A 15555-nucleotide genomic window follows, 5' to 3' on the forward strand; every position below is an offset into this window, starting at 1 on the left:
GTCCGGTGGCAGATCCGGCGCCAGAGAAAAAGTGCGGAAGCAGTCATGTGAATGTATTTTTTTTATTGCACTGCCAGTAAAGTTGTGCAAAGTTTTCAGCCTTGCTGTTAAAGGCATCTCCTTTGTTTGCAGTAAAAAAAATGCACAAAACATGCTCCGGATATGGCCGTCAAAGGTTGTTTTGATTCGTTCGGTTTTCTGCAGCCATTGAAAAAAACCATATTCCGGCCAGCATGACAGTTTTATGCATGGCTGGCACAAAGTTTGCAAGTGTATTATTGTTTTCTTTAGCAGAAAAGCCGGGTTTTATTTTTTTGTCGCCTGCAGCGCATAAACATGACAGATGCTTTTGATAAATATGGCATCAGGGTTACGAGAAAGCAAGTTATGGTAAGAAACAGGCTGTTTTGGTTGCTGCTGATTTTTCTGTTCTGCACGGCGGCTCCCGCGTATGCAACCCAGGCTCACGGCCCGCCCGAAGGCCTGTATACCCATCAAATCTCCCATATCTTTTTTATTATTGCCATGGGGATCCTGATTTACAGGCTGCGGTCCAGGCACCTGGTGCGCCAATCCGGATGGCGCCTGATTCAATATGCCTCGGTGTTTTTTATTCTCTGGTCCCTGGATGCATTTCTGGCGCATTACATGGATGAGCAGACCCAATTGATCCGGGTGGCCCAGGCCTCGGACTGGCAGATTCATATCCAGTCCGCGGGGGATCGCGGCTGGCTCTGGCTTCTGTATTATTTTCTCAAGCTGGATCATCTGCTTTGTGTGCCCGGCATGGTTTTTCTCTATATGGGGCTGCGGCGCTTAAGCGATCCGTTCCGCAGCGTTGATCCAAAGGTTGATCCAAGCCAGGACGGAAGCCCATGATTGTATCAGACATGCCCATCCGCCTGGTGGATATGATGGGTTCGGCCCTGATGATTATTTTTTCCTTTTTATGTGTTTCAAGGGCTGTCCGGTTGCGCAGGAGCCAGCCCGACAATGTGGTCTGGACCTATCTTTTGTGGCTATGCTATTGTCTGGCCGGATTTGCGGTGTCGCGCTCGGGCGGCCATATTCTCAAACAGTTTTTCTCCCTGGCGGACATGCCGGAACTATGGGGAGGGCTTCAGCCTTTTGCCGGTGGCATAAACACCTTTCTGCTGATCATCGTGGCCGCCGTAACCCTGTTTTTCAACAGGGTGTGGCATGTCTATCAGCAGATCAGCCTGGATCGCAGGGCGCTTCAGGACACCCACCAGGAGCTTCTGGCACTGAACCGGGATCTGGAAAAGCGCATCCAGGAGCGCACCGAGGCCATGATCCATCAGGAAAAGCAAATGGCCCATGCAGACCGGCTGGCTTCCATCGGCAAACTTTCTTCGGGCATCGCCCACGAGATTAACAATCCCCTGGGGGTCATCCAGGGTTATACCCAGTTGCTGTTGCGGGGCGAGCCCGAGGATTCCCAGCGCAGAAAAGACCTGCAGGTGATTTTAAAGCATGCACAAAGCTGTAAATCCATTGTGGAGGATCTGCTTAATTTTGCCCGCCGTTCTCAGCCGGAAATGGCGGATATCAACATTCACGAGGTCATCGAGGAGACCCTGGTGTTTATTCAGCATCGTTCAAAAATGGAAAGTATCCGGATTTCCAAGGAGTTTGCCGAAAATATACCCAACATCCGCATGGATGAAAAAAAGATCAAGCAGGTGCTGGTCAACCTTGTAATGAATGCCGCCCATGCCGTGGAGCAGGACGGCACCATCACCATTGCCACCCGGTTTGACGAATCAAACCGGCGGCTGGAAATCGATATTGCGGATAACGGCTATGGCATAGAGGAAAAGAATCTGACCCGCATTTTTGATCCATTTTTCACCACCAAATCCACGGGCGAGGGCACGGGACTGGGCCTTGCTGTCAGCTACGGCATTGCCAAAAGCCACGGCGGCGATATCCGCGTGCAAAGCCGTGTTGGAAAGGGCTCGGTCTTTACGCTTCTGCTGCCTGTTTCCGGCTCTGAAGGAGGAGGGGGAAATGGCTGAACACAGGATACTGGTCGTCGATGATGAGCCGGATATGCTCGAACTGCTGGCCCGGAGCCTGGAGCCGGATTTAAACTGCCGGGTCAAAACCGCGGATTCCGGCAAGTCCGCCTTGCAGATCCTGGAAAAAAGCCCTTTTGATCTGGCCCTTATCGATATCCGGATGCCGGGCATGGACGGTCTTGAACTGCTGGAACTCATCAAGCGCAAGTGGCCGGAACTCACAGTTGTCATGATGACCGCCTACGGCTCCATTGAGTACGCAGTCCAGGCCATGAAACAGGGGGCCTATGATTTTGTCACCAAACCCTTTGACCATGAAACCCTGGTGTTCCGGCTGGAAAAAGCCCTGGAACGCAGCCGTCTGATTTCTGAAAACCGGCTGCTGAAGCAAAGCGATCCCCACGGTCCCGCGTTTTATGGCCTGGTGGGCCAGTCCGATGCCATGCAAAGTGTGTTTGAAACCATCCGCATGGTGGCCCAGACCGAAATGACCGTACTGATCACCGGCGAATCCGGCACAGGCAAGGATTTAACCGCCCGGGCCATTCATTCCATCAGCAGCCGCAGCAAGGGCCCGTTTGTTGCCGTCAATTGCCCCACCGTGCCCGAGCAGATTCTGGAAAGCGAATTGTTCGGATATAAAAAAGGAGCATTCACCCATGCCACCCAGAACAAGACCGGTTTGTTTCAGGAGGCTGACGGCGGCACCATTTTTCTCGATGAAATCGGGGATGTCAGTCCGGCCATCCAGACCAAGCTGTTGCGGGTGCTGCAGGAGCGTGAGATCAAGCCCCTTGGCGATACCCGTTCCGTTCGTGTGGATGTGCGCATCATTGCCTCCACCAACCAGGATTTAAAGGCCAAGATCCGGGATGGCACATTCCGGGAGGATTTCTTTTACCGCCTGGCCGTGCTGCCGGTGCATCTCCCGCCCTTGCGCGAGCGCAGAAATGACATCCCCCTGATTGCCGAGCATCTTCTGCGCAAGCACCGGAGCCGGTTAAACGAGCCGCACAAGACGTTTTCATCTGAACTAATGGCGCATTTAAAATCCCGCCACTGGGAGGGAAATGTCCGGGAACTGGAAAATATCGTAATTCAGGCGATTTTGTTTTCCTCAGGCCAGACCATCAACCCGCAGGACTTAAAACACCCGGTGGATGACGCGGCTGCAGAAAATCAAGGCTGCGGATACGCGGATATAAGCCATCTGCCCTACCGGGAGGCCAAGGAGACGGTGCTGCACGCATTTAACGCAGAATATATCGGCAACCTGCTTCAGCAGACCGGCGGCAACGTGACCCGTGCAGCCAAAAAATGCGGGCTCGAACGCCAGTCCCTTCAGCAGATCATGCGTCGTTATGAGATTTCCGCGGAAGATTACCGGAGCTGAAACCCGGATTGTCCGGCAAGTCAATAAAGCTGCAGGGCAATGGATCATACTTGATGGCGCCGTAAAAGTCCAATATCTGCGTTACGCGCAATTTCTCAGAATTTCACGTACAGATAAGTACGCTGCATTCTTCGAAATTACGCAAGCCTTGATCTTGAACTTTTACGGCACCATCTGAAATCAGACTTTTTACGGTGCCATCATACTTGAACAAATGTGGAAAAACATGTATAAGCCGGGCTAATGAACTCTGTGAATCAACGCAATTCCAACGGCACAGCAACGGCCCGGGGAAAAAGGCGGCATGTGGATGCCTTTTTTTATTTTCTCATTGAACGGGGATTTTTTCTTATTGGTCTGATCCCCCGAAAAACCGCCGTGCATGCGGCCAATTGGCTGGGCCGGCTCTGGTTTGCCGCAGACCGGCGGCATCGGGAGATTGCGGTATCCAATATTGGCCGGGTATATGGCGGCCAAATGACCCGGCGGCAGATCCGAATCATGGCCAGAAACGTGTTTTGCAGCCTTGTGCGCATTGTTTTTGAAATCGGCTGGTCTTTGCGCCTCAAACCCACCGATATCCGGAAATATTTTCGGTTTTTCGGTATGCATCATTTACAGGCCGCTTTGGGGGAAAAAAAGGGCGTGCTTGTGCTGACCGGCCACATCGGAAACTGGGAACTGCTTCCCCTGGCCATGGGACAAATGGGCCTGCCTGTCAGCGCCATATACCGGCCCCTGGAGTTTGAACCATTGGACCGTTTTTTCATAAGCCAGCGCAGCCGCTACGGCGCCCGCCTGCTGGTCAAACGGCGTGCAATGCGCAGCATGTTTGCGGCATTACATAACAATGAACTCATCGGCATGTTGCTCGACCAGAATGCCCGGGTAAAAGACGGGGTGTTTGTGGATTTTTTCGGTATCCCGGCGTGTACCGGCAAGGGCCTGGCTCTGCTGGCCAGAAAAACCGGTGCACCGGTGGTGCCCGTGTTTCTGGTCCGTGAAAACGGTCATTACCGGGTGGAATGCCACCCGGCCCTGCCAAAAATCCAGACCCGGGACAAGACCAAGGATATTGAGGCGACCACTGCCTTATATAATAAGGTAATGGAAGACATGATCCGCCGGTACCCGCAGCAGTGGTTCTGGGTCCACAGCCGGTGGAAGACAAAGCCGTTTAAGCCGTGGGCGCCCAAAACCGGATCTGTTCCGGATAAAACCACACACGGAAAAAAACAATGAAACTCAATATTCCTGACTACATTCAATCCATCCAGGCTTACAAGCCCGGAAAGCCCATTGAGGAACTGGAGCGGGAGTACGGTATCTCCGGTTCCGTAAAACTGGCATCCAATGAAAATCCCCTCGGCCCGTCACCGCTTGCCGTCGATGCCATGCGCGCGGCCATGGACAAGCTGCACCGGTACCCGGATGGCCGCGGTTATTACCTGGTGGAAAAAATCGCCCGCAAACTCGGGGTGGCGCCCGGCAACGTGGTTTTGGGCAACGGTTCTGACGAGATTATCGGCATGCTGACCCGGGCGCTGATGCAGCCCGGAGATGAGGCCGTGATGACCGCGCCCTCGTTTCTCATGTACGAGATCATGGTGCGCTCAGCCGCGGCCCTGCCGGTATTTGTTCCCCTGAAATCCCTTTTCGTGGACCTGGACCAAATGGCTGCACAGATCACGGAAAAAACCCGCATGATTTTTCTCAACAACCCGGTCAATCCCACGGGCACCGTTATTACCCGATCCGAATTTGAAAAGTTTCTGGAAAAAGTGCCGGATCAGGCGGTGGTGGTAATTGATGAGGCCTATATTGAATTTGCTGCAGACCCGGACTGCGCAGACGGCCTGGCATACTGCACAGGGCAACGTCCCGTGGTGGTGCTGCGCACCTTTTCCAAGGCCTACGGGCTTGCCGGCATCCGCATCGGCTACGGGGTGATGCCCGAAGAACTGGCCGGCTGGCTTCACCGGGTGCGCCAGCCGTTTAACGCCAATGCCCTGGCCCAGGCCGGAGCATGCGCGGCCCTGGATGATGATGCGTTTATGGAAAAAACCGTCCGCCTTGTGCGCGGTGAGCTTGAGTTCATGTATGCAGCCCTGGAGCACATGGGTGTCAATTATTTTCCCTCTGAAGCCAATTTTTTTCTCATTGAGGTCAAATGCGATGCTGATGGGTTTTTTGAGGCCATGCTCCGGCAGGGAGTCATCGTACGCTCCATGGCTTCTTACGGTTATCCCGAATACATCCGCATCAATGCCGGAACCCGGGAGGAAAACCAGCGGTTTCTGGATGCGTTTGAAACCGTCATGCAGCAGATGCAGGCACAACAGTAAACGGATATGACTGCTTTGAAACCAATTCTGATAACCATAGACGGCCCGGCAGGTGCGGGCAAGACCACTGTAAGCCGCGCCCTGGCAGACCGGCTGGGCTATGCTTATGTGGACACCGGAGCCCTGTACCGGGGCGTGGCCCGTGAAATGCATGTCCGGCAGGTGGACCCGGAGGACGAAAAAGGTCTGGCCCGGGTGCTGGGGGATCTGGATTTGCGCTTTGTCCGCCGCGACGGGGATCTGCGGCTGTTGTCCGCGGGCGTGGATATCACCGGAGAAATCCGGAACCCGGAAATCACCATGCTGGCCTCGGCTGCATCAGCCAAACCAGAAGTCCGGCAGGCCCTGCTGGCGCTTCAGCGCCGGCTGGGGGCTGAAAAATCCGCTGTTTTCGAGGGCCGGGACATGGGAACCGTTGTTTTTCCGGGTGCGGATGTCAAATTTTTTTTAAGCGCGGATCTGCATGTGCGCGCCCGGCGCAGATATCTGGAACTTGCCGGGGGTCAGGATGTCAGCATTGAGCAGGTGGAAAAGGACATGAAAAAGCGTGATGCCAATGATGCCGGCCGCTCCGTTGCACCCTTGAAACCCGCCGATGATGCGTTTCATATCGATTCCACCAGCAGATCCGCCGGTGCCGTGGTCGATGAAATGATGGCCGTTATCCGGGATGTCGCGGGCCGGTAAGGGTTGAAATTAACTGTTGTGTTTTTGCTTTTGCTCTGTTAATAAAGCGCACTTATACTCCTTTGCATACAGGCGGGGAGTATCTTAAAACGGCCAAAGGGGGTATTGTTGTAAATGGAAAATTTTCAAGAAAACACTGAAGAACAAGACACAAGAGACATCGAGGGCACATCGGCTGCTGCGGACGTCGACATCCAGGAGGATGGCGAGCAGAGCATGGAGTCCCTGATGGAGATGTACGAAGAAAGCCTGAAGCGATTTGAAGAAGGCGAGGTTGTCAACGGGCGCATCATTTCCGTGGACCGGGATCACGTTTTGGTGGATGTGGGCTACAAGTCCGAGGGGCTGATTCCCATCAATGAATTCAAGGACAGCGAGGGAAATGTCCAGGCCGCAGTGGATGATGACGTTGAGGTCATGATCGAGTGGTGGGATGAAGAAGAAGAGCGCGTTCTTTTATCCAAGGAAAAAGCCGCCAAGGTCAAGGTCTGGGACGCCATCAAGGAGGTCTACGAGGCCGAGGGCACCATTGAGGGTGTGATCACCCACCGGGTCAAGGGTGGTTTTTCCGTTGATATCGGGGTTCAGGCATTTCTGCCGGGATCCCAGGCCGACCTGCGCCCCATCCGCAACCTGGATGAAATGGTTGGCCAGTCCTTTGATTTCAAGGTGCTCAAGTTCAACCGCAAGCGAAATAACATTGTGTTGTCCCGCCGGGTGATTCTGGAAGCCGAGCGCGAGATGAAGCGCTCCGAGACCCTGGCCGCCATTGAAGAAAACAAGGTGATGGACGGCACGGTGAAAAATATTACCGAATACGGGGTGTTTGTGGACCTGGGCGGAGTTGACGGTCTGCTGCACATCACCGATATTTCCTGGGGCCGGGTCAAGCACCCGTCTGAATTGTTTGCCATCGGCGATCCCATCCAGGTCATGATTCTTTCATTTGATCCGCAGACCGAACGGGTTTCGCTGGGAATGAAACAGCTTGTGCCCGATCCCTGGAGCTTTGCCTCGGATAAATACCCCGTGGGCACCAAGCTTACCGGCCGGGTGGTCAGTCTCACGGATTACGGGGCTTTCGTGGAAGTCGAAGAAGGAATTGAGGGCCTGATTCATGTTTCTGAAATGTCATGGACCCGTAAAATCCGCCATCCGTCCAAGGTTGTGTCCGTGGGCGAGCAAGTCGAGGCTGTGGTGCTGGATATCAAGCCGGAAAGCCGCAGGATTTCACTGGGAATGAAACAGACCATGCCCAATCCCTGGGATGTGATCAGCGAAAAATATCCCGTGGGCTCCATCATTGAAGGCAAAATTAAAAATATTACCGATTTCGGCATATTCATCGGCATTGATGATGACATTGACGGATTGGTTCACATCTCCGATCTTTCCTGGACCCGCCGCATCAAACATCCCTCCGAGCTCTACAAGAAGGGGGATACGGTTCAGGCCAAGGTGCTCGACATTGACAAGCAGAACGAGCGTTTTTCCCTTGGCGTCAAGCAACTCCATGACGATCCCTGGAAAACCGTCGGAGAACGTTACCCCGTGGGAACCGATATCAACGGAATGGTCACCAATGTAACGGATTTCGGTATCTTCGTGGAACTCGAAGAAGGCATTGAAGGCCTGGTGCACGTTTCCGAGATCAGCAAGGAAAAGATCAAAACCCCGGTGGGCATGTACAATGTGGGCGATCAGCTCACTGCCCGGGTTATCAATATCAATACGGATGAGCGCCGTATCGGGTTGTCCATCAAGCGGCTGGAGGTCGATGACGAGCAGGAACTGCTCCACGATTATGTGAGCAATTCAAAGGCAGCGCCTTCGAGTTTTGGTGAACTGTTGAAGGAAAACTTAATGGAAAAATTCAACGGTGAGGCCAAAAAAGCGCAGGAAGGCGCCGCAGATCAGCAACAGGCCGAGGCGTTGGCTGCACAAGCGCCTGATGAATCCGGTGAGGCGGCAACGCAGGCGCCGGAAGCAGAAGAACCCGGGGAGAAAGAGCCCCAGGATCTGAAGTAAACATCCGGACACCAAAATCTGACCGGCGGTATGATCGTAAGAATCCTGACATAAGCGGGCAGGCATGGCAGAAGCCCATGCCTGCCCCTGATGTTTTTCGGTCCGCCGGTTTTTTTATTGGATATTTTAAGGCAGGCAATTTCCATGTTTTCCCGAAGACATCCGTATTTGTTTTTTCTTTTGATGGTTGTCAGCCTGATAGCGGCCACCAGTGTCATTTTGTCTGTTATCGGTTTGTTCTCACCGGAAAAGCGGCAGATGCACTATGGTGAAAAAGTCGGTGTGATTGAGGTCAAGGGGGCCATTCTCGAAGCCGGCCCGGTTTTGCAGAATCTGCGGGAGTTTGCCAGGACCGGGGCCATAAAGGCCATTGTGGTGCGCATTGATTCTCCTGGCGGGGCCGTGGGTCCGTCCCAGGAAATATTCCGGGAAATCCGAAAGATTCGGGAAAATAAGCCGGTGATCGCCTCCATGGGAGCGGTGGCGGCTTCAGGGGGATATTATATTGCAGCTGCGGCCGACGGGATCGTGGCCAATGCCGGCACCATCACCGGCAGCATCGGCGTGCTCATGGAATACACCAATTTTGAGGCTTTGTTTGAAAAAATTGGTCTTTACCCGGTGACCATCACCAGCGGAAAATATAAGGATATCGGATCGCCGTTGCGGGAAATGACCAATGATGAGAAAAAGCTGCTCCAGGACTTCGTCGACACCGTGCACAGTCAGTTTGTCGATGACGTGGCCGCAGGCCGGAAAATGAACCGGCAGGATGTGGCTGAAGTCGCTGACGGCCGGATTATTTCCGGGCAGGGCGCAAAACAGTACGGCCTGGTCGACAGGATCGGCAATCTGTATGATGCCGTGGACTGGGCTGCAGAAAAGGGTGGTATACAGGGAACGCCTGAAGTTGTGTATCCGCCCGAGGAAAAATTGTCCATTATCAATTACGTACTTGACAGGGTTTCGTCCGGAATCCGGCAGCAGCTCGGAGAAATCAGCACTGGCGCGCTTTCCGGCGGCTATGTCTACGCCCCGGGCAAATCCCCCTGATTGTTAAACCTCCTCGAGCCTGCCCAGCCCTTCACGCAGGATTTCGGGCTCGTCTCCGATCAGCGAGATCACGCTGGAGGGTTCTCCCGGCACCGGGCCGCCGTCGATAATCAAATCGATGCTGTTTTTGAAATGCTCCTGGATAAACGACGGATCATTGAAAATATCTCCTTCGGGCGTGGCTGCACTTGTTGAAATCACCGGGTGCCCAAGGCTTTTGACCAGTTCGATGCAGATGTTGTGATCCGGCACCCGTATGCCCACGGTTTTTCTCCGGGCGAGCATGATTTTGGGCACCTGGCGTGAGCCTTCGAGAATAAAGGTATAAGGGCCGGGAAGCAGGCGTTTCATGGTTTTATAGGCGTAGTTGGTGACCTTGGCATAGTCGCTGATGTTTTTTAAATCAGAGCAGATAAAGCTGAATGGCTCCCGTTTGTCGCGTTTTTTGAGGCGGTAGATGTTTTCAATGGCTTTTTTGTTCAACAGGTCGCAGCCGATACCATAGTACGTATCTGTTGGATAGGCGATGATACCGCCGTCTTTCAGCACTGAAACGGCCCTGGCAATGAGCCGGGGCTGGGGGTTTTCCGCATTGATGTGAATTAACATGGCCTCTGGCTTTTTTTCTTTTTGTTTTATGGTTATAATGCAGGACAGACGATAGCCCAATGCACGATTTTGTATCACAGATTCAGGGTTCTGCGATAGTCTGTTTTGAGGGTTGATCCCCGGAAACCGGATTATTTGTTGATATTGTACACATGAATTTTTGCTGAATCCATCAGGAAATCATTCATCGATTATTTTATTCATTTGTTTTGCGGGAGGAAAATAATGGAGAATCGACCGCTTGAGGAAGCCTATTCCTTTGATGACGTATTGTTGCTTCCGGGCTACTCAGACGTGGTGCCCAGCGCTGTGAGTACCGCCACCCGGCTGACCCGGAACATCAACGTCAATATACCCATCTGCAGCGCTGCAATGGACACAGTAACCGAGGGCAGAACCGCCATCAGCATGGCGCGGGCCGGCGGCATCGGGTTTATTCACCGCAACATGAGCATTGAGCGGCAGTGCCGGGAAGTGCGCAATGTGAAGAAATCGGAAAGCGGAATGATCGTGGATCCGGTGACCACCTCGCCTGATGTGCCCATCCGCAACGTGTTAAAGCTTATGCAGCAGTACCGGATATCCGGCGTTCCGGTCACAGTCGGGGAAAAGCTCGTGGGCATTGTCACCAACCGGGATCTGCGCTTTATTACGGATCTGGACAAGCGCGTGGACGAGGTGATGACCCGGGAAAATCTGATTACCGTGGCCGAAGGCATCAGCCTGGAGGCGTCCAAGAAGATGCTTCATGCCCACCGAATTGAAAAATTGCTGGTGGTCAATTCCGAAGGCCGGCTCACGGGCATGATCACCATCAAGGATATTGAAAAGCTCAAAAAATATCCCCATGCATGCAAGGATGACCTGGGCCGTCTGCGGGTCGGCGGCGCCATTGGCGTGGGAGAGGACATGGAGGCCCGGGCAGAGGCCCTGGTCCAGGCGGATGCCGACATCCTGCTCATTGATACTTCCCATGGCTTTTCCGCCAATGTTCTCAGAGCTGTCAAGCTTCTCAAGAAACGGTTTTCCGAGGTGGATGTGGTCGCCGGTAACGTGGGAACGCCCGAGGGAGCAGAGGCATTGATCGAGGCCGGAGTGGATGCCGTGAAAATCGGGATCGGTCCCGGCTCCATTTGCACAACCCGAATTGTGGCGGGTATCGGCGTGCCTCAGCTCACTGCCATCATGAACTGCCGGCCGGTGTCTGAAAAAACCGGGGTGCCGATTATTGCAGATGGCGGTATCAAGTATTCCGGGGATCTGACCAAGGCCCTCGGGGCCGGGGCCAACTCAGTGATGATCGGCGGGTTGTTTGCCGGAACAGAGGAAAGTCCGGGCGAGAAAATTATTTACCAGGGCAGAAGCTACAAGGCCTACAGGGGCATGGGTTCGCTTGAGGCCATGCAGGACGGCAGCCGGGACCGTTATCACCAGGAGGACCAGCAGGAGGCCGATAAGCTGGTCCCTGAAGGCATCGTGGGCCGGGTTCCCTATCGGGGCACCATCGGCGAAAACGTCTATCAGCTCGTTGGCGGATTAAAATCCGGCATGGGCTACGTGGGCGCCAATTCCATAGAGGAGTTGCGTCAAAAAGCCCGTTTTGTCAAAATCAGCCCGGCAGGCCTTCGCGAAAGCCATGCCCATGATGTGATTATCACCAAGGAAGCACCCAACTACAGCCTGGACTAAGAGGCAAGCATGAGTATCAATCCCTCCGGTTTCGTACACCTTCACGTGCATACCGAATACAGCCTCCTTGACGGGGCCATTCGGATACGTGATTTGCTGGCCCGGGCAAAGGAATATGACATGCCGGCTGTGGCCATCACGGACCACGGCACCATGTTCGGGGTGGTTGATTTTTATCAGCAGGCCTGCAATGCCGGCATCAAGCCCGTTATCGGCTGCGAGTGTTACGTGGCCCCCCGGACCCTGCATGACAGGACACAGGCCGATCATCGGGACATGAGCCACCTGGTGCTTTTGGCCAGAAATCAGACCGGGTACAAAAACCTTTGTAAACTGGCCACTATGGCAAGCGTGGAGGGGTTTTATCACAAGCCGCGCATAGACAAGCAGGCGCTCAGGCAGCATGCAGAGGGTTTGATCGGCCTGTCTGCCTGCATCAAGGGCGAAATCCCCATGCGCATCCTCGAAGGGCGGGTTGACCTGGCAGAGGAGGCCGCCCGGTTTTATTCGGATGTGCTGGGTCCGGATAATTTTTACCTTGAGCTTCAGCACAATGGCATGGAGGACCAGAAAGTCGTCAACGAGGCCCTGATGGACATGGGTCGGCGTCTTTCTTTGCCGCTGGTGGCCACCAATGACTGTCATTACCTGGATGCCGGAGACGAGCGGGCCCACGAGGTGCTTTTGTGCATCCAGACCGGCAAGACAATGGATGACGCCGACCGGATGCGTTTCGGCAATGGCGAGCTTTACTTCAAGTCCCCGAAGGACATGGAAAAATCCTTTTCCCATTGCCCGGAGGCCCTGTCCAATACCAAGCAGATTGCCGATCGCTGCCATGTTGAATTTGATTTCAATACCCATCATTTTCCCAATTTCAATCTCACGGATGATCGCTCAGAATCCGAACTTTTTGAGGAAAAGGTCCGCAGGGGTTATGAGGCCCGGATGGAAAAAATCCGGGAAAAGAATCCGGATGTGGAGGAATCGGTTTACCGCAAACGGGTGGACTATGAAATTGACGTGATCAATTCCATGGGATTTCCCGGTTATTTTTTGATTGTTGCCGATTTTATTGAATATGCCAAAAAGCGCAACATCCCCGTGGGTCCGGGCCGGGGCTCGGCTGCAGGCAGTCTGGTGGCCTATTCCCTGGGCATTACGGATCTGGATCCCATTGAAAACGGATTGATATTTGAGCGTTTCTTAAATCCTTCCCGCCAGAGCATGCCCGATATTGACGTGGATTTTTGCATATACGGCAGAGAAGAGGTGTTTCACTATGTCGTGGACCGCTACGGCGGCCCGGAGTATGTTGCCCAGATCATTACATACGGGAAAATGAAGGCCCGGGCAGTAATCCGGGACGTGGGCCGGGCCCTGAACATCGCATTGAGCGAAGTCGACGAAATCGCCAAGCTGGTGCCAGAGACCCCGGGCATGACCCTGGAAAAGGCCATGGAACTGGAGCCCAAGCTGGTGGAAAGGGCCCGGTCCAATCCGGTGATCGGCGAGCTCATCGAAATTTCCCGGTCCCTGGAGGGCTTAAATCGACATGCCTCCACTCATGCCGCCGGCGTGGTTATCGGCGATAAGCCACTGGTGGAGTATTTGCCCTTATACAAAGGCAAACGCGGTGAAGTGCTGACCCAGTACGACATGAAGATGGTGGAAAAAATCGGGCTGGTGAAATTTGATTTTCTGGGTTTGCGCAACCTGACGATCATGGCCAATGCCCTGCAGATCATCGAATCCCTGGGAAAGCGCCCGCCGGATCTGGGGCACCTGGATTTGTCTGACGAAAAAACCTTTCAGCTGCTTTCAGCCGGCAATACCACCGGGGTGTTTCAGCTGGAAAGCGCGGGCATGCGGGATCTGCTCACCCGGATGAAGCCGGAGAGCTTTGCCGAGGTTACGGCCCTGGTGGCGCTTTACAGGCCCGGGCCCATGGGCAGCGGCATGCATGACGACTACGTGGAACGAAAGCACGGCCGCCAGAAAGTACAGTACCTGATACCGCAGCTCGAACCCATTTTAAACAACACCTACGGCGTGATCCTCTACCAGGAACAGGTCATGAAGATCGCAAGCGAGGTGGGAAGCTTTTCCATGGCCGAGGCGGACAATCTCAGAAAGGCCATGGGTAAAAAAATTGTCGATGTCATGGCCAAACAGCGGGACCGGTTTGTCAAGGGTGCGGTGGAAAACGGGGTTGACGAACAAAAGGCCAACGAGCTGTTTGAACTCATTGAAACCTTTGCCGGTTACGGCTTTAACAAGTCCCACAGCGCAGCTTACGCCTTAATTGCCTACCAGACCGCCTATCTCAAGGCGCATTTCCCGGAAGAATTCATGGCAGCGGTGCTCACTTCTGAGATGAATTCCTCGGACAACGTGGCCAAGTATATTGCCGAATGCAGAAACATGAATATCGCGATTCTGCCGCCGGATATCAACGAAAGTCACAAGGGGTTTACGGTTTCCGGCGACAAGATCCGTTTCGGGCTGGCGGCAGTGAAAAACGTGGGGGAATCGGCAATTGAATCCATTATTGAAATCCGGAATCAGGGCCGGTTTGAATCAATTTTTGATTTCTGCCAGCGGGTGGACCTGCGAAAGGTCAACAAGCGGGTCCTGGAAAGCCTGATTCAATGCGGCGCCTTTGATTTTACCGGATACACCCGGGCCGCGCTCATGGCCTCTGCAGATGATGCCCTGGACTACGGCCAGCGGGTGCAAAAGGAGCGAAACGATCCCCAGATGTCGCTTTTCGGCGGATCCGGCCAGGAAGCCGACGCGATCAACGCGCCGGTGATCTCCGAGCTTCCCGAATGGGATGAAAAGCATTTGCTGGAGCTGGAAAAGGAAGCCATTGGATTCTATATCACCGGTCATCCCCTGGATGAATACCGGGATATAATGGAAAAGTATGCCAACGCGGATGCCCTTTCCGTTGCCGAGGACGCCGTGGGAGACCGTGAGATTGTGCGAATAGGGGGCATTGTCAAGCATATCAAGACCATCATGACCAAAAAGGGCGATCCAATGGCCTTTTTGAATATCGAGGATATGCATGGCTCCGTGGAAGTGGTCGTGTTTCCGGATTTGTATGCCGCTGTTGCCGACGTGCTGATCCTGGAGACCCCGGCATTTGTCCAGGGCCAGGTTCAGAAAAATGAGAAAAGCACCAAGATTCTGGCCGACAGCGTGGTGCGCATTGCTGATGCCGAAACCAACTGGGCGGCAAGCCTGCATATCCGGGTTGACGCCGAAAGCGTGGAAATACAGGCCATGGAGAATCTGCTTGCGGTTTTGCAGAAACACCCCGGGGCGTGCAAGGGGTTTTTGCACGTGCGTATCCCGGCCAAAACCGAAACCATCATCGCCTTGCCCGAGGAGATGAAGATCAGGGCCGGCGTGGCCCTTCGCCAGGAGGTCAATACGCTGCTGGGCTATGATGCCGTGTACACGGTCTGTGCACCGGTGCATTCCGGGGGCAACGGCAATGGAAACGGAAACGGAAACGGCAAAGCCCAAAACGGCCGGAGAAACAACGGGCGCAAGAGCAACGGCAAGAAAGTAAAAGCGTTAAAGCAGTAAATTCGAAGCACGAAATCCGAAACAATGACCAAAACCCTAAATGCATCAATGACAGAAACATCCTGTTTTAAGCTGTTGGTTTTTATCATTTGAACATTCGATATTCGTA

The 15555-nt window shown here is 53.8% G+C and carries 11 protein-coding genes; 10 read left to right on the forward strand and 1 reads right to left on the reverse strand.

Features of this window, described 5'->3' with window-relative positions; all coding sequences use genetic code 11:
- Nucleotides 1-411 precede the first annotated feature (411 nt).
- The 8 genes from ACTCIA_RS11805 to sppA all read left to right on the forward strand — a co-directional run bounded on the left by ACTCIA_RS11805 (nt 412) and on the right by sppA (nt 9548).
- Nucleotides 412-879: a hypothetical protein gene (locus ACTCIA_RS11805; protein WP_463002019.1), complete on the forward strand. Its 468-nt coding sequence runs from the start codon at nt 412-414 to the stop codon at nt 877-879.
- Nucleotides 876-2039 (forward strand): sensor histidine kinase, encoded by a 1164-nt coding sequence (locus ACTCIA_RS11810; protein WP_463002020.1) that lies wholly within the window; start codon nt 876-878, stop codon nt 2037-2039. The genes ACTCIA_RS11805 and ACTCIA_RS11810 overlap by 4 nt, the downstream gene beginning before the upstream one ends.
- Nucleotides 2032-3435, forward strand: a complete 1404-nt coding sequence (locus tag ACTCIA_RS11815; RefSeq protein WP_463002021.1) for a sigma-54-dependent transcriptional regulator — start codon at nt 2032-2034, stop codon at nt 3433-3435. The genes ACTCIA_RS11810 and ACTCIA_RS11815 overlap by 8 nt, the downstream gene beginning before the upstream one ends.
- 243 nt (nt 3436-3678) lie before the next feature.
- Nucleotides 3679-4677 (forward strand): lysophospholipid acyltransferase family protein, encoded by a 999-nt coding sequence (locus tag ACTCIA_RS11820; protein ID WP_463002022.1) that lies wholly within the window; start codon nt 3679-3681, stop codon nt 4675-4677.
- The gene (gene hisC, locus ACTCIA_RS11825) at nt 4674-5780 is read left to right on the forward strand and encodes a histidinol-phosphate transaminase (RefSeq protein WP_463002023.1); all 1107 of its coding nucleotides are present in this window, start codon (nt 4674-4676) and stop codon (nt 5778-5780) included. Before ACTCIA_RS11820 ends, hisC begins: the two co-directional genes overlap by 4 nt.
- A gap of 15 nt (nt 5781-5795) precedes the next feature.
- On the forward strand, nt 5796-6467 hold the full coding sequence (gene cmk, locus ACTCIA_RS11830; protein ID WP_463002024.1) for a (d)CMP kinase: 672 nt from the start codon (nt 5796-5798) through the stop codon (nt 6465-6467).
- A gap of 114 nt (nt 6468-6581) precedes the next feature.
- Nucleotides 6582-8495, forward strand: a complete 1914-nt coding sequence (locus ACTCIA_RS11835) for a 30S ribosomal protein S1 (RefSeq protein WP_463002025.1) — start codon at nt 6582-6584, stop codon at nt 8493-8495.
- Between the two features lie 144 nt (nt 8496-8639).
- Entirely contained in the window at nt 8640-9548 is a 909-nt protein-coding gene (sppA, locus tag ACTCIA_RS11840; RefSeq protein ID WP_463002026.1) for a signal peptide peptidase SppA, read from the forward strand.
- 3 nt (nt 9549-9551) lie between these two features.
- On the opposite strand, the gene ACTCIA_RS11845 is transcribed toward sppA, so the two are convergent.
- Nucleotides 9552-10157 (reverse strand): L-threonylcarbamoyladenylate synthase, encoded by a 606-nt coding sequence (locus ACTCIA_RS11845; RefSeq protein WP_463002027.1) that lies wholly within the window; start codon nt 10155-10157, stop codon nt 9552-9554.
- A gap of 225 nt (nt 10158-10382) precedes the next feature.
- Here ACTCIA_RS11845 and guaB point away from each other — a divergent pair, with 225 nt between their 5' ends.
- Nucleotides 10383-11846 (forward strand): IMP dehydrogenase, encoded by a 1464-nt coding sequence (gene guaB, locus ACTCIA_RS11850; RefSeq protein ID WP_463002028.1) that lies wholly within the window; start codon nt 10383-10385, stop codon nt 11844-11846.
- Between the two features lie 9 nt (nt 11847-11855).
- On the forward strand, nt 11856-15446 hold the full coding sequence (dnaE, locus tag ACTCIA_RS11855; protein WP_463002029.1) for a DNA polymerase III subunit alpha: 3591 nt from the start codon (nt 11856-11858) through the stop codon (nt 15444-15446).
- Nucleotides 15447-15555 lie beyond the last annotated feature (109 nt).

Source organism: Desulfosalsimonas sp., assembly GCF_055149105.1.